This is a genomic window from Cellulosimicrobium sp. ES-005 (assembly GCF_040448685.1).
In the GTDB taxonomy this organism is placed as follows: domain Bacteria; phylum Actinomycetota; class Actinomycetes; order Actinomycetales; family Cellulomonadaceae; genus Cellulosimicrobium; species Cellulosimicrobium cellulans_G.
Genome location: NZ_CP159290.1, coordinates 2316400 through 2332162 on the forward strand (window position 1 = coordinate 2316400; position 15763 = coordinate 2332162).

The 15763-nt window shown below is 76.4% G+C and carries 12 protein-coding genes; all 12 read right to left on the reverse strand.

Going from position 1 to position 15763, the window contains the following annotated elements; genetic code table 11:
• Nucleotides 1-40: 40 nt before the first annotated feature.
• Nucleotides 41-3433, reverse strand: a complete 3393-nt coding sequence (locus tag ABRQ22_RS10140; protein WP_353709424.1) for a BTAD domain-containing putative transcriptional regulator — start codon at nt 3431-3433, stop codon at nt 41-43.
• Between the two features lie 11 nt (nt 3434-3444).
• Nucleotides 3445-4323: an SUMF1/EgtB/PvdO family nonheme iron enzyme gene (locus tag ABRQ22_RS10145; protein ID WP_353709425.1), complete on the reverse strand. Its 879-nt coding sequence runs from the start codon at nt 4321-4323 to the stop codon at nt 3445-3447.
• Nucleotides 4324-4380: 57 nt separating this feature from the next.
• Nucleotides 4381-5028: an NUDIX hydrolase gene (locus tag ABRQ22_RS10150; RefSeq protein ID WP_308202262.1), complete on the reverse strand. Its 648-nt coding sequence runs from the start codon at nt 5026-5028 to the stop codon at nt 4381-4383.
• A gap of 21 nt (nt 5029-5049) precedes the next feature.
• Nucleotides 5050-6723, reverse strand: a complete 1674-nt coding sequence (locus ABRQ22_RS10155) for a CTP synthase (RefSeq protein WP_353709537.1) — start codon at nt 6721-6723, stop codon at nt 5050-5052.
• An 82-nt stretch (nt 6724-6805) separates the two neighbouring features.
• Nucleotides 6806-8455, reverse strand: coding sequence for a lipid II flippase MurJ (locus ABRQ22_RS10160; protein ID WP_353709426.1), 1650 nt, complete (start codon nt 8453-8455; stop codon nt 6806-6808).
• Nucleotides 8452-9291, reverse strand: a complete 840-nt coding sequence (locus tag ABRQ22_RS10165; protein ID WP_353709427.1) for a hypothetical protein — start codon at nt 9289-9291, stop codon at nt 8452-8454. The genes ABRQ22_RS10160 and ABRQ22_RS10165 overlap by 4 nt, the downstream gene beginning before the upstream one ends.
• A gap of 1 nt (nt 9292) precedes the next feature.
• Entirely contained in the window at nt 9293-10402 is a 1110-nt protein-coding gene (locus ABRQ22_RS10170; RefSeq protein ID WP_353709428.1) for a copper transporter, read from the reverse strand.
• A gap of 120 nt (nt 10403-10522) precedes the next feature.
• Nucleotides 10523-11710 carry a putative cytokinetic ring protein SteA gene (gene steA / locus ABRQ22_RS10175; RefSeq protein ID WP_253048979.1) on the reverse strand — a complete coding sequence of 396 codons (1188 nt, stop codon included), beginning with the start codon at nt 11708-11710 and terminating at the stop codon, nt 10523-10525.
• 6 nt (nt 11711-11716) lie between these two features.
• The gene (gene recN, locus ABRQ22_RS10180; protein ID WP_353709429.1) at nt 11717-13465 is read right to left on the reverse strand and encodes a DNA repair protein RecN; all 1749 of its coding nucleotides are present in this window, start codon (nt 13463-13465) and stop codon (nt 11717-11719) included.
• 2 nt (nt 13466-13467) lie between these two features.
• On the reverse strand, nt 13468-14451 hold the full coding sequence (locus tag ABRQ22_RS10185) for an NAD kinase (RefSeq protein ID WP_353709430.1): 984 nt from the start codon (nt 14449-14451) through the stop codon (nt 13468-13470).
• Nucleotides 14448-15425, reverse strand: a complete 978-nt coding sequence (locus tag ABRQ22_RS10190; protein WP_353709431.1) for a TlyA family RNA methyltransferase — start codon at nt 15423-15425, stop codon at nt 14448-14450. The genes ABRQ22_RS10185 and ABRQ22_RS10190 overlap by 4 nt, the downstream gene beginning before the upstream one ends.
• 2 nt (nt 15426-15427) lie before the next feature.
• Nucleotides 15428-15655 (reverse strand): hypothetical protein, encoded by a 228-nt coding sequence (locus ABRQ22_RS10195; RefSeq protein WP_253048966.1) that lies wholly within the window; start codon nt 15653-15655, stop codon nt 15428-15430.
• Nucleotides 15656-15763 lie beyond the last annotated feature (108 nt).

Sequence of the window (15763 nt, forward strand, 5' to 3'; positions counted from 1 at the left end):
AGGCGGGGCCGGCACCCGAGCGGGTGCCGGCCCCTCGCCGTCAGGCGTCGTGGGAGCGGTCCCCGCCGGCGTCGCCCTCGAGCTCGGCCTCGGCCTCGTCGAGGAGCGCGAAGCCCCGGCGCGCGAGCTCGCCCCGGTCCAGGTCACGAGCCTCGGCCCGTGCGCGCTCCGCGACCGCGGCACCGGCGACGTCGGTCACCCGCGCCCAGGCGTTCTCGTGCCGCAGCGACGGTTGGTCCTGGCGCGAGCCCATCCGTTCCGCGAGCGCGACGAGGAGGGCCCCGCGCGCCGCGCCCGCGTCCGGCGTGCCCTCCGCACCGGGTACGGAGGCGACGCCGAGCGCGAGGAACGACGTCCCGACGACCGGGTAGTCCACGAAGTGCGGCCGCGCCCGGTGCATCCCGAGCACGAGCGACCGGAGCTCGTGGGCGACGGTCGGGACCAGCGCGGACCTGGCCGCCGCGAGGCGCACGAGCCACGACGAGACGAGCAGGACGTACCAGGGCGACCAGCGCGCCTCGTCGTCGAACGAGGCGGCGGCCTCGCCGTAGAGCGCGAGGGCCGCGTCGTCGTCACCGTGCATCGCCGCGACCTCCGCCCGGCCCATGGCGACGACGGACCGCACGTCGGGCGGGACGTCCGTGCCGCCCACCGTGCCGTCGAGCGCCGCGAGCATCCGCTCGGCGCGCTCCGTCTCGCCGAGCGTCACCGCGGCCGACATCTCCACCCAGTCGAGCTGCTGCAACGTCGCCGTCGCGCCCAGCGCGCGCAGGTGGTCGCGCGCCGCCTCGGCCCAGCGTCCGACGTCCTCCGCGTCGCCCGCCTCGCTCGCGCACGAGGCGAGGAACATCGCCGTCGTCGCGCGCGCCGCGACGTCGCCTCGGGCGACCGCGCGCTCGTGCGCGAGCGCGCCCCACGAGCGCGCCTCGGCGAGGCGCCCCTCGTTCTCCGCCATCTGGGCCGTCGTGAACTCGGCCAGCATCGCGACGAACGCGTCGTCGTCCGCCCGCAGGCTCGCGAGCGTCGCCTCCATCTCCTCGGTGCTGCGCACCGTCAGGAGCCGCGCGAACGCCCGGGTGCGTCGCCCGACGTCGGGCCAGCGCAGGAGGCGGCGCAGCCTCCCCAGCGCCCGGGCGGTGAGCTCGGGGCGCGCGAACGCCCCGGCGCCGGCGACCGCGGCGAGCGCGAGCGCCGCGGGCTGGACGTCCTCGGCCGGGACGGCCCAGCCGACGACGGAGTCGAGCACGACCTCCACGAGCCCGGCCGCCTGGTCCTCGATGCCGAGCAGGAGCCAGGACCCCATGAGCGCCGTGAACACCCGCACGACGACGTCGGGTCGGCCGTCCTGGACCGCCTCGCGGAGCGCGAAGAGGAGGTTCTCCTGCTCGCGCCGCAGGTCGGTCGCGGCGGCGGCCTGGTCGCCCCCGACGAGCGCGTCCGCGCAGCGGTCCGCGAGCGCGGCGGCCCAGCGCTGCACGGCCTCGTGCGCCGCGGCCGTGGTGCCCGCGTCCTGGAGCCGCAGGGCGCCGAACTCCCGCACGGTCTCGAGCATCCGGTAGCGCACGACCCCGTCGTCCTCGGTGACCCGCAGGAGCGACTGGGCGACGAGCCCGTCGAGCGCGTCCAGGATCCCCCACACGGGCGCGCCGAGCACCGCTCCCGAGGACGGGCCATCGGCCACGGCCTGTGCCGCCTCGGCCGAGAACCCGTCGGGGAACACGGCCGCACGGCACAGCAGGTCCTGCTCCGTCTCCCCGAGCAGGTTCCAGCTCCACTCGATCACGGCCTCGAGCGTGCGGTGCCGGTCGGGGGCGAGCCGGTCGCCGGAACGCAGCAGCGCGAAGCGCTCGTCGAGGTGCCGCTCGACGTCCTCGACGCTCATGGTGCGCACGCGGGCCGCGGCGAGCTCGATCGCGAGCGGGAGACCGTCGAGCCGGTCGCACAGCCGGGCGACGACGTCAGGGGGCAGGCTCGCGCCGGGCCGGACGGCGCGCGCACGCTCGACGAAGAGACGCACGGCAGGTCCGGCCCCACCGTCCGCTTCCAGGGCGTCGAGGGGGTACACGTGCTCGGCCGGGAGCCGCAGGGGCGACCGGCTCGTCGTGAGGACGGTCAGGTGCGGTGCGGCGCCGAGCAGGTCGGCGGTCCAGCGCGCCGCGCCGTCGAGCACGTGCTCGCAGTTGTCCAGGACGAGCAGGACGTCGCGCCCCCGCACGCGCTCGAGCACCTGCTCGCGCAGCTCCGGCGCCGCCAGGCGGTCGGCGAGCCGCCCCGTGCGCGCGGGTGGCGAGATCCCCAGCCCGTCCGCGAGAGCCACGACGACGTCCTCGTCGGACCGCACGCCCGCGAGCTCGACGACGACCACGAGGTCGGCGGACCCGGTCGCGGCGGCGCGGCGCGCGACCTCCTGCGCGAGGCGCGTCTTGCCGAGCCCGCCCGGACCGAGCACCGTGACGAGCCGCGACCGGGCGAGCGTGTCCCGCACGCGGTCGACGTCCTCGTCCCGGCCGACGAGCGCGTCGGGCGCCACGCGCACGCCACGCACCTGCGCGACGCGGGCGCCCGGGGCCCTGCCGGGCACCGGGGCCGCGGCGCCAGGGCCGCCGGACGGTGCCGCGGCAGACGACGGCGCCGGGGCGCCCGCACCGGACGGAGGGTCGAGCAGGGCGGCGGCGAGCCGCTGGAGGTCCGGGGCCGGGTCCGTGCCGAGCTCGCGGACGAGCGCGTGGCGGACGCGCGCGTACGCGGCGAGCGCCTCGCGCTCCCGGCCCGACGCCGCGAGGACCGTCATGAGGTCGCGCGCGGCGTCCTCGTCGGTCTCGTCGCGGTCGAGCGCCGCCGTCGCGAGCGCGACGACGGTCTCCTGGTCCCCGGCGGCGGCCGCGGCCGACCGCAGCGCGGCCGTCAGCCCGTCGTGCAGCCGCGCCGCCTCCACGCGCAGCGCGTGCCCGACGGGTCCGGGCACGTCGGCGCCCGGCTCCTCGTCGTGCCACAGCGCGAGCGCGGCCCGCAGGTCGGCGACGGTCGCCGCGTCCCCCGCGTCCCCCGCGGCCCGGCGCGCGGTGCCGGGACGCGTCCCGGTCCGGGCGTCCGCGAGCGCGCGACGAGCGTGGTCCAGGTCGCTCGGCACACCGAGGGCGTAGCCGCCCGCGCGCGAGAGGACGGTCCCGGGTGCGGCGTCCCGCCGGAGCCGGGAGACGAGGCTCTGGAGCGCGGCGCGCGGGTCCTGCGGCGCGTCGGACCCCCACAGGTCCTCGACGAGCGTCGTCACGCCCAGCGCCCGACCACCCGCGAGCGCGAGCGCGGCGACGAGCGCGGCCGCCCGCGACCCGCGCGGGACGACGGGCGCGCCGTCCGCTCCCGGGACCCGTACCGGTCCGAGGACGCGGACGCGCGCGTCCCCCGGTGGGGTCGGGGCGTCGGGTGCGGGCACGTCGTCAGAGCCTAGTCCTCGGCACCGACGACGGCGGCGGCGTCCCCGGCGGCGGGCGGGAACGTCAACGGCGTCCATCCGAGCGGCAGGAGGCCGGGGACCTGCGCCCGGGCGCGGTCCGCCGCGTCCGACCAGCCCTGGGCGGCGGGGACGCCCGGCTCGCCCACGGCGCCCCGCGCGACCCGCAGCCCGACGTCCTCGATCCGCGCGTCGGGCGCGCTGCCGCGGCGCACCCCCGCGCGCACGCTCCACGGCCGGTCCGCCCAGCCACCGCCGCGCAGGCTCCGGTACTCGCCGTAGCGCGCCGTGTCGGCGTAGTCCCAGCACCACTCCCAGACGTTGCCGAGCACGTCGTGCAGACCGAACGCGTTCGGGAGCCGCGTGGCGACGGGCCGTGGACCGTCGGCGTCGTCGTCCGCTGTCCAGGCGACGTCACCGATCGGACCGTAGCGCGGACCGGACGTCCCGCCGCGGGACGCGTGCTCCCACTCGGCCTCGGTCGGGAGCCGGTAGCCCGCCGACCGCACGTCCCAGCGCACGTCCCGACCCTCGACCCGGTACGCGGGGTCCAGGCCCGCCACCCGGGAGGCCGCGTTGCACCAGAGCACCGCCTCGAACCACGTCACCCCGTGCACGGGGACGTCGTCCGGCTCCCCGGACGTGCGGTCCTGCTCCTCCGCCGTGGAGCGTGGGCGCCCGTCGGCCGACGGCCCGCGTCGAGGCCGGAGCGGGTCGGCGGCGAGCACGGCTCGGTGCTGGCCGACGGTCACGGGGGTGCGAGCGACGTGGAACGGTTCCAGGACGACGGGTCGTGACTCCCGGGTGCGCGCGTCGACGACGTCGATCCGGCCGCCCGGGACCGGGACGAGGTCGGGAAGAGGAGAGCCCACGCTCCAGGACGCTACCGGAACCGGTGCGGGGGCCGGCGGCGGGCGCCGCCGGGCGCGTTAGCCCCCGCGGCGCTCCGGCCACGGCGCGTCGGCCGGGCGCAGCGACGCCCAGCCGCCCGCGCGCGACGCGGCGGCGGCGAGGATCCCGACGACGGCGGACGGGTTGTGCAGCTCGCCCGCGAGGACGCCGCGCAGCGCCTCGTCGAGCGGCACCCACCGCAGCTCCATGTCGAGCTCCTCGGCCTCGCGCTCGAACCGCTCGTCGTCGGGGACGGGCGACAGGTCCCGCGCGAGGAAGACGCGCAGCGCCTCGTTCGAGCCGCCCGGCGTCGTGAAGTAGTCGACGAGGACGTCCCAGCGCGCGGCCTGCAGGTCGGACTCCTCCGCGAGCTCGCGGGCCGCCGCGAGCCGCCCGTCCTCCCCCACGACGTCGAGCAGGCCCGCGGGCACCTCCCACAGCTCGCGCCGCACGGGGTGGCGGTACTGCCGCAGCAGCAGGACGCGCTCCTGCTCGTCGAGGGCGACGATCGCGACCGCCCCGGGGTGGTCGAGGTACTCGCGCGTGACGCGGCCCCCGTCCCCCAGGTCGACCACGTCGGACCGCAGGTCGAACACGCGACCCGCGTGCACGACCGTCGTCTCGACGACGGGGCGCGGGGCGAGGGCGTCGACGACGGGCGCGCCGCCCGTCGCCTCGGCCGGCACCGGGCCCGGCTCGGCGGCCACTCAGTCGGCCTGGTTCTCGAGCGCGGCGCCGACGAGGCCGGCGAACAGCGGGTGGGAGCGCGTCGGGCGCGACTTGAACTCCGGGTGGGCCTGCGTGCTCACGTAGTAGGGGTGCACGTCCGCGGGCAGCTCGACGAACTCGACGAGCGACGAGTCGGGCGACGTCCCGCTGATGACGAGGCCCGCCTCCTCGAGCTGCTTGCGGTAGGTGTTGTTCACCTCGTAGCGGTGGCGGTGGCGCTCCGTGACGCGCTCCGACCCATAGGTCTTGGCGACCACCGATCCCGGCGCGAGCGCGGCCTCGTACGACCCGAGGCGCATCGTGCCGCCCAGGTCGCCGTCGCCGCCGACGATCGCGAGCTGCTCCTCCATCGTCGCGATGACGGGGTGGGACGTGCCCGGGTCGAACTCGGTCGACGACGCGTCGTCGATGCCGAGCACGTTGCGCGCGTACTCGATGACCATCGACTGCAGGCCGAGGCAGATGCCGAGCGTCGGGACCTTGTTCTCGCGCGCCCAGCGCAGCGCGCCGAGCTTGCCCTCGATGCCCCGCACGCCGAAGCCGCCCGGCACGAGGACGGCGTCGACGCCGTGCAGCGCGTCGTCCGCGCCGGCCGGGGTCTGGCACTCGTCGGACGCGACCCAGCGGATCGTGACCTTCGCGTCGTTCGCGAACCCGCCCGCGCGCAGCGCCTCGGTGACCGAGAGGTACGCGTCCGGGAGGTCGATGTACTTGCCGACGAGCGCGACCTCGACGCGGTGGGCGGGCTGGTGCACGCGCTCGAGGAGCTGGCTCCAGCCGTCCCAGTCGACGTCGTGGAACGGCAGGCCGAGGCGGCGCACGACGTAGGCGTCGAGGCCCTCCGCGTGCAGCACGCGCGGGATGTCGTAGATGCTCGGCGCGTCGATCGCGTTGACGACCGCCTCGTTGTCCACGTCGCACATGAGGGCGATCTTGCGCTTCACGGACTCGGGCACCACGCGGTCCGCGCGCAGCACGATCGCGTCGGGCTGGATGCCGATCGAGCGCAGCGCGGCGACCGAGTGCTGCGTCGGCTTCGTCTTGAGCTCGCCCGACGGGCCGATGTACGGCACGAGCGACACGTGGAGGAAGAAGACGTCGTCCCGGCCGAGCTCGTGGCGCACCTGGCGCGCGGCCTCGAGGAACGGCTGCGACTCGATGTCGCCGACGGTGCCGCCGATCTCGGTGATGATGACGTCGACGTCCTCACCGGCCTGGGCGCGCATGCGCGCCTTGATCTCGTCGGTGATGTGCGGGATGACCTGGACCGTGTCGCCGAGGTACTCGCCGCGCCGCTCGCGGGCGATGACCTGGGAGTACACCTGGCCGGTCGTGACGTTCGCGGAGGCCTCGAGGTCGACGTCGAGGAAGCGCTCGTAGTGGCCGATGTCGAGGTCCGTCTCGGCGCCGTCCTCGGTGACGAACACCTCGCCGTGCTGGAACGGGTTCATCGTCCCGGGATCGACGTTGAGGTACGGATCGAGCTTCTGCATGGTGACGCGCAGGCCGCGCGAGCGGAGCAGACGACCGAGGCTGGATGCCGTGAGGCCCTTGCCGAGCGAGGAGGCGACGCCGCCGGTGACGAAGACGTGCGCGGTGCGGTGCTCGGTGCGAGCGCCCGAGGCGTTGAGGCGGGAGGAGGGCCGGTTCAGGTGATCTGCCACGGAACTCCATCCTAACAGCGCCCCCGACGACGGCACGCTGGCCGGCGAGTGCGACGCGCCACGTCCGTGGTCACCCCGAGGACGCCCCCGTCGTCGGGGTGCCCTCCCCCGGTCCTCGGCGCAGGACGCCCAGCAGCGCGGGACGGTCGCCGACGAGCGACACCCCGACCACGACCGCGCCCGCCACGAGCGCGGCGAGGGCGCCGACGCCGACGGCGGGCAGCCAGCCCGCGTCGTCGGGCAGCAGCGCGCCCGAGACGGCCGAGCCGCCGAGCGCGCCGAGGGCCACGCCCACGGCGACGACCAGGAGGGTCCGCGGGACCCCGTGCGTCGCCTCGGGCCCCGCGTGGCGGCGCGTCGCGAGGAGCAGCCCGGCGCCCGCGACCGACATCCCGACCGCGGTCGCGAGCCCGAGCTGGAGCAGCACTCCCGCCTGGTCGCGGACGCCGGTCACGGCGGGCAGGACGTAGGCGGTCGCCGCGACCACGAGCCACCCCGCGGCGGTCACGACGACCGCCACGCGCTGCCGGTCGATGGCGTACAGCGCACGCGAGAGGTGCAGGATGAGCGAGAAGCCGACGATGCCGACGGCCATGCCCGCGACCGCGCCCCCGAGTCCGGCGACCGATCCCGTCGCGATGTGCGCGAACACCGCCTCGACGGCCGCCGAGGCGGCGATCAGGGCCGCCGCGCCGAGGCCCGCGACGACGATCAGCGTCCGCGTCGTCGTCGCGAGGAGGCGTCGGTAGGCGTCGTGGCGCGCGTGGGCGACGTGCTCGGCGAGCCGTGGGAACGCGCTCGTCGCGAGCGGGAACGCCAGCACCGCGTAGGGCAGCAGGTACACCTGCTGGGCGAACCAGTACGTCGGGAAGGTCTGCTCCGGCCCGTACCGGTAGGCGGCACCCATGATGGCCAGCACGGAGAGCTGCTGCGCGACGAGCGCCCCGATCCCCGCGAACGCCAGGTTGCGCGCCCGGACGGCCTCGCCGCCCGGGAACCGCAGGGTGGGCCGCAGCCGGACGCCCAGCCGGTGCACCGGCAGCACGAGCGGCAGCGCGAGGACCGCCACGCCCGCCGTCGTTCCCCAGCCCAGCCAGGCGATGGCGTCGCCCGACAGCGCCGCGACGTCCGCCTGGTCCCCGTCCGCCAGCCGCGCGAACACGAGGAAGACCACGATGACGGCGAGGCTCGACAGCAGCGGCGAGAACGCCTGCCAGAAGAAGCGCTTGTGCGCCTGGAGGATGCTCCCGAGCACGACCGCCAGCCCGTACAGCGGGACCTGGAGCGCGAACACGCGCACGAAGGTCGCCGTCACGTCGACGAGCTCGGGGTGCTTCGCCAGCATGAGGAGGGACGCGATCGGCTGCGCGAGGAGCGCGAGGAGCGCCCCGAGCGGGACGAGCACGACGAGCGTCCACCCGAGCATGGCCGAGGCGATGCGCGAGACGTCGGTGCCCGCCCGGCGCGCGATGGGCCCGGCGAGGAGCGGCACGACCGCGCCCGCGAGCGCGCCACCTGCCGCGACCTCGAAGAGGACGTTCGGCAGGAGGTTCGCCGCCGTGTACGCCGACCCGACGCCCTCGGTGCCGACCGCCGCCGACTGCACGAGCGACCGGGCGAAGCCGACGAGGCGGCTCGCGATCGTCACGAGCGTGATCATCGCGGCGGCGCCCGCCAGGGTGCCCGTGGCGGCGCGCAGCCGCCCCGCCCGCGCGCTCACGCCGGGCGCCGGCCCCACGCGTCCACGCGCCGCAGCACGTCGTTGCCCTCGATGACCTTCGAGAAGCTCACCTTCTCGCTCGCCAGGGTCAGGCCCACCACGCCGGTGAGCGCGAGCCAGCGCACCGAGCGGGGCGCCGCGAACGCGACCTGCGAGCCGAGCGCCGCGCCGAGCGCGTTCGCGCCGCAGTCTCCGAGCATGTCGCGCTCGCCCAGGTCACCCGGCGCCGCGGCGACGGCCGCCCCGAGGACGGCGCCCGTCGTCGGAGCCGCCGCGGTGCCGAGGTACGGCACCGTCGCCACCCCCGCCGCCTTGAGCGCACGGCCCGGGCGGAGGTCCAGGAGGTTGAGCAGGTTGGCCGTCCCGGCGATGAGCGCGCCGTTCACGCCGACGTCCACGAGGTGGCCGAACGCCCCGCCCGTGCGCCGCGTCCCGACCGCCGCCGCGACGAGCGAGACGCCGCTGATCCCGAGGACCTTCAGCGCGCCCGTGGTCACGCGGCCCTCGGCGAGCGCGCCGAGGTGGCCGCGCAGGCCCTTCGTCCGGGTGGACGTGTCCTCCGCGAGATCGTCGACCAGGCCGAACGCGCCCGCGCTCGCCGTCGCGAGGGCGACCGCGCCGCGCGTGCGGGCGGCGCCGCCCGTCGCGAACGTCCCGGCGACGAGGCCGGCGGCGACCGCCGGGCCCTCGAGCAGGCTGATCGGCTCGCCACGGTGGTTGGTCCGCGTCCAGCGCTCCGTGCCGCCCGGCGGGCGCGAACCGGCCGCGCGGCGCGCCGTCGCGGTCACGACGGCGGCGACCCCGGCCGCGGCGAGGGTGCGCAGCGCGCGCGCCACGTCAGCCCTCCCCCGCGCCGGCGGTGGTCTGCTCGACGTCCGCGGAACCGCCGTCCTCCGTGCCGCCGGAGGTGCCGCCCGAGGTGTCGCCCGCCGCCGCGTCCTGAGCGCCCGCGTCGGACGACGTCGTGCGCGTCACCGGCGGGAGCTCGACGGCGGGCGGGAGGACCGCCGTCGCGCTCTCCTCGAACCCGAACTGCCCGACCTGGTCGGCGACGCGTGCGGCGAGGGCGAGCGGGACGTTGATCCGGCCGGGCTCGGCCTCGATGCCGCTCACCGTGGACAGCGTCGCGGCGAGGTCGTCGTTCGCGCGGATGCTGGAGACGACGTCGCCGCTCACCGCCGTCGGGCCCGCGACGAGGGCCGCCTCGGCGACCTCCTGGGCGGCGACGGCCACCTGGACCTCGATGTCGACGACGTACGTGTCCGGTGCGGGGGCCTCCCCGCCCTCCCCCGTCGGGGCGGCCTGCTCGGGCGCCGGGCCGCTCAGCAGCAGGACGACGTCCGCGGGGAGCGTCTGCTCGGACACCACGTCCACGAGCGCGAAGCGCTCCAGGAGCGCCTCGAGCTCGGTGGCCTCCGGGCTGCGCTCCTCGGAGCTCGCGGGCGTCGACCCCGTGAGCGCGAGGGCGAGGGCACGGGCGAGCCGCTGCTCGGGGGTGGCGTCCTGCGGGACCTCCCCCAGCTTCTCCCCGAGGCCCTCGGCCACGGTCTGGCGCGCGCTCTCCTCGTCCTGGTCCGTCCACGAGTCCGTCAGCCGGACGTGGCCGACCACGGAGGCGCCCGCCAGCTCGAGCTGCTCCGCGATCGCGTCGTCGCGCTCCTTGTCCGCCCCGTCCAGGTCGACGACCGCGACGCGACGGTCCTGGAGCGACCCCGCGACGAGCTGCGGACCCGCCGCCTCGATGTACCGCGAGTCGTTGCCGAGCGTCACGTTCGCCTCGTCGAGCTGGTCGCGCAGCTCGTTGCGCTCGGTGCGCAGCTGCTCCACCTGCCCGGTGAGCTGGTCGCCGATGGCTCCCTGGAGCGGGCCGGCGCCGAGGATGATCCCGACGGCCAGGGCCAGGAAGACCGAGATCAACGAGACGATGTGGTACCTGAAGTCGATCACTGTGCGGTGGTGTCCTTCGGTTCGGGCTGCTGCGTGCTGGCAAGGTCAGGGTGCGCGGGAGCGCGGGTCGGGCGCGGTCGGGAACGACGCGCGCGGGCCGACGACGGCGGCCCGGTCGGGTCAGCCGCCGCCCGTGAAGAGCGACCCGACCCACGACCAGAGGTCGTCGAACCGGGCGCCGACGATCCCGAAGAACGTCTGGCCCGCTGCCGTCGACCACAGCGCCGCGACGACGGCGAGGAGCCCCGCGATCGACAGGAGCCAGAGCTGGAGGTTGGAGATCCGGTGCCGGTACAGGCGCGAGACGCCCTTGGCGTCGACGAGCTTGCCACCGACGCGCAGCCGGGTGAGGAACGTGCTCGCCATGCCCGCGCGGCCCTTGTCGAGGAACTCGACCAGGGTCGCGTGCGTCCCGACGGCGACGATGACCTCGGCGCCCTTGTCGTCGGCGAGGAGCATCGCGATGTCCTCGCTCGTGCCCGTCGCCGGGAAAACGACCGGCTCGACGCCGAGCTCCTGGACGCGCTCCAGCCCCGGCGCCTTGCCGTCGCGGTACGCGTGGACCACGACCTCGGCGCCGCTGCTCAGCGCGCGGTCGGAGACCGAGTCCATGTCGCCGACGATCATGTCCGGCTTCCAGCCGGCGTCGAGGATCGCGTCCGCGCCGCCGTCCACGCCGATGAGGACGGGCCGGTACTCCGTGATGTAGGGGCGCAGCGTCGCGAGGTCCTCGCGGTAGTGGTAGCCACGCACCACGATGAGCACCTGCCGCCCGTCGATCGGGGTGCGGATGTCCGGGACGCCGACGCCGTCGAGCAGCAGGTCCCGCTCGCGCCGCAGGTAGTTCATCGTGTTCTCGGCGAACGACTCGATCTCGACCGAGAGGTTGGCGCGCGCCTCCTCGAGGCTGCGCGCGACCGTCTCCTCGCTCTGCAGGACGCCCTCGGCCACCAGGTCGTCGCCGAGGTAGACCTTGCCGCCGTCGAGCCGCAGCTCACGGCCCTCCGGGACGGCCATGATCGCCGGGCCCAGGTCGTCGACGAGCACGATCCCCGCCTCGACGAGGACGTCGGGCCCCAGGTTCGGGTAGCGCCCCGAGACCGACTTGGCGGCGTTGAGGACGGCGGACGGCTTGGCCGCGACGAGGGCGTCGGCGGCGACGCGGTCGATGTCCACGTGGTCGATCACCGCGACGTCGCCCGGCTGGAGCCGCTTCGTGAGCGCCTTGGTGCGCGCGTCGACCTTGGCCGGGCCGAGCGTGCCGGACCCGGCCTCCGGCAGGGAGGCTTTGCGCAGAGTGAGTCTCATCGTGCCCTATCGTCCCACGACCGAGGACTCCAGAAGCTCCACCGCGTGGCGGCGGGCCGCGTCCGAGTCCTCCTGCCCGGAGAGCATCCGCGCGAGCTCGCGGACGCGCTCGTCCCCCGTGACCTCGCGCACACCGGTGACCGTGACGGCCGCGGCCGGGTCCCCGTCGTCCGTGCCCGACGACGAGTCCGAGGACTTCGTCACCACGAGCTGGACGTCCGCGAACGCCGCGACCTGCGCGAGGTGCGTCACGACGACCACCTGCGCGCGGGTCGCGAGGGACGCGAGCCGGCGCCCGACCTCGACGGCCGCCTTGCCCCCGACACCGGCGTCGACCTCGTCGAAGACGAACGTCGGCAGCACCTGTCCGGTGCCGTCGACCGCCGCCGTCGCGAGCGCCACCTCGATCGCGAGCATCACGCGGGAGAGCTCGCCGCCCGACGCGCCCTTGCCCAGCGGCCGGGCCGGCGCGCCGGCGTGCGCGACGAGCGAGAACGTCACCACGTCGACGCCCCACGGTCCGGGCTCCTCGGCGCGCTCGACGTCGACGACGAGGCTCGCGCCACCCATCGCCAGCCCGCGCAGCTCGTCGGTCACCGCCGTCGCGAGCTCGGCCGCGGCGCGCTCGCGCGAGGCCGTGATCGCGGTCCCGAGGCGCTCCAGCTCCGCGTCGAGCTCGTCGCGGCGCGCGGTCGCGGCATGGAGCCGCTCGCCGCCGTCGTCCAGGTCCAGGAGCCGCAGCCCGGCGTCGCTCGCCCAGGCGAGCACGTCGTCGACCGTCTCGCCGTAGCTGCGGGTCAGCGTGCCGAGCTCGGCGAGGCGCGCGTGCGCGGTCTCGAGACCCGCGGGATCGGCGGCGAGGTCCTCGACGTAGCCGGAGATCTCCGTCGCGACGTCGGCGAGCACGTAGCCCACCTCCGCGAGCCGCTCCGCGAGCCGGGCGAGCACGGGGTCCGTGCCCGCCACCGCCTCGAGCGCGCGCCGCGCTCGGTCGACCGACACGACCGCGTTCTCCTGCGGCTCCACGGCCTCGTCGCCGGCCACGGCGTCGTGCGCGAGCTGGGCCGCGACCCGCAGCTCCTCGACGTTGCCGAGCCGCGCGACCAGAGCCGTGAGCTCGACGTCCTCGCCCGGCTGCGGCGCCACCCGCTCGACCTCGGCGAGGCCGAGGCGCAGCAGCTCGGCCTCCCGGGCACGCTCGCCCGCGCGCGCCTCGATGTCGTCGATCTCCGCCTGCAGCGCGGACCGCTCGGTCCACGCGTCGCGGTACGCGGTCAGCAGCTCGGCGTGCGGTGGACCGGCGAACGCGTCCAGCGCGCTGCGCTGCCGGCTCGCGGTCCGCAGCCGGAGCTGGTCGGACTGTCCGTGGACCGTCACGAGGTCGTCGGCGATCTCCGCGAGCACGCCCTGCGGGACGCTGCGCCCGCCGAGGTGCGCGCGCGACCGGCCCTCCGCCGCGACCGTGCGCAGGATGACGACCGTGCCGTCGTCGTCCACCTGGCCGCCCGCGTCGTCGACCCGCTGCGCGACCGCCGGACGGTCGGTGACGCGCACGCGCCCCTCGACCACGGCGCTCGCCGCGCCCGGGCGCACCGTCGCCGGGTCCGCCTTGCCGCCCATGAGCAGGCCGAGCCCGGTGAGCACCATGGTCTTGCCCGCGCCCGTCTCGCCCGTGATCACGGTCAGGCCCGCCCCGACCGGGACGCGGGCCGACCGGATCACGCCGAGGTTCTCGATCGCGATCTCCTCGAGCACGCTCACTCCTCCTCGTCCGTGACGTCCGGCTCCCCCGGTTCCCTGCCCGCGGTCGCGGCCGCGCGCTCCGCCGTCGTCCCTGCCGTCGCGGCGACGCTCGCCGCGCGCTCGCGCCACCCGACCACGGGGAGCGAGAACTTGGACACCAGCCGGTCCGTGAACGGGGCCGTGCTGAGGCGCGCGAGGCGCAGGGGCGTGTCCGAGCGCCGCACCTCGACCCGCGAGCCGTTGGGCAGGTCGATGCGCCGACGGCCGTCGCACGTGAGCACGCCCGACGACGCCGAGTCCGGCAGCACGTCCACCGTGATCGTCGAGCGCGGACCGACCACGAGCGGCCGCGCGAAGAGCGCGTGGGCCGCGAGCGGCACGACGAGCACCGCGTCGACGTCCGGCCACATCACCGGACCGCCCGCGGAGAACGCGTGCGCCGTCGAGCCGGTCGCGGTCGCCGTCACGACGCCGTCGCACCCGAACGACGACAGCGGCCGGCCGTCGACGCCGAGGACGACCTCGATCATGCGCTCGCGCTGCGCCTTCTCGACCGTCGCCTCGTTGAGCGCCCACCCCACGAGCGGCTCCGGCTCGCCCGGGAGGAAGGCGCGCACCTCGACGATCGTGCGCTCCTCGACCGTGTAGTCGTACGCCGCGAGCCGCCCGACGGCGGCGCGCAGGTCCTCGCGCTCGCTCTCGGCGAGGAACCCCACGTGCCCGAGGTTGACGCCGAGCAGCGGCACCCCGGTCCCGTGCGTGAGCTCGGCGGCGCGCAGGATCGTGCCGTCGCCCCCGAGGACCATGACGACCTCGGACTCCGCGACGCCCTCGCGCGCCCGAGTGTGCGCCATGTGGTCGCCGAACTTCTCCGCGAGGTCGTCGTCGTGCAGCGTCACGGTGAACCCGGCGCGCTCGAGCTCGGTCACCGCCTCGTGCAGCGCCACGACCGCCTCGGGGCGGCCGCCGTGGGTCACGATCAGCACGCGTCGCGTCACGGTGCTCCTCCTGTCAGGGGTCGGTCGGGCGTCGTGGCGTCGCGCGTCGGAGCCGGTCCGTCCGCGGCCGCCCGGGCGACGAGGACGACGGGCGGCAGGCCTCCGTCGGGCGCGGGTCGCCACGCCACCGCCGCGGCGGCGGCGTCCTCCAGCGCGGAGTCCTCGAGCCCGGTGCCGTCGGCACGGCCGGGATCGCCCGCCCGCAGCCACCAGAAGTACTCGCGGTTGCCGCTCGGTCCGGGCAGCGGGCTCGGCACGACGGCGAGCGGGCGCAGCCCGACGACCGCCGCGTGCCGCGCGACCGCGGCGACGACCTCGACGTGGAGCGCGGGGTCGCGCACGACGCCGCCGCTCCCCAGGCGTTCCCGGCCGACCTCGAACTGCGGCTTGACGAGCAGCAGCAGGTCGGAGCCCGGGCCCACCACCCCCGCGACGGCGGGCAGCACCATCGCGAGCGAGATGAACGACAGGTCGCCGACGACGAGGTCGGGCACCGCCCCGACGTGCTCGGGAACCAGGTCGCGGACGTTGAGCCCCTCGTGCACCTGCACCCGCGGGTCCGCGCGCAGGGCCGGCACGAGCTGGTCGTGCCCGACGTCCACGGCGACGACCTCGCGCGCGCCCCGGCGCAGCAGGACGTCGGTGAAGCCCCCGGTCGATGCCCCGAGGTCGAGGCACCGCGCGCCGTCGACGGCGGGCGGTCGCAGCGGCGCGCCCGCAGGGTCCAGCGCGTCCAGCGCGTCGAGCACCCCGGCGAGCTTGAACGCGGCGCGCGAGGCGTAGCCCGGATCCTCCGGGTCGGGAGCCACCGCGAGCAGGTCGTCCGGCCCGACGGCGGCCGACGGCTTGGTCACGACCGTCCCGCTGCGCGTCACCCGGCCCGCGGCCACGAGCTCGGCGGCCTGCCGGCGCGAGCGCGCGAGCCCGCGCCGGACGAGCTCGCCGTCGAGGCGCGCACCGGAGCGCTCGGCCACGCTCAGTCCTCCGTGCGGGCGAGCTCGGCGACCAGCGCGTCGTGCACGGCCTCCAGCACCCCCACGTGGTCCGCGGTGGCGAGCCCGTCCAGCTCGTCGAGCCGTCCGAGCGCGGCGTCGAGCGGGCTGACGACCGGCGACGGCGCCTCGCCGTCCCGCCCGGCTGCCGGGCTCACCGGTCGTCCGCCGGGAGGCGGTCCGGGAACCGGACGCAGCGGACCGTCCGTCATGTCCTGCCTCCTGTCTGCTGGGCTGCGCGAACGTCGCCCGGCCGTCGCCGGGCATCCCGGACCACGCTACCGGTTGCGTCCCACGGACGGGCACGACCGGCGGCCTGC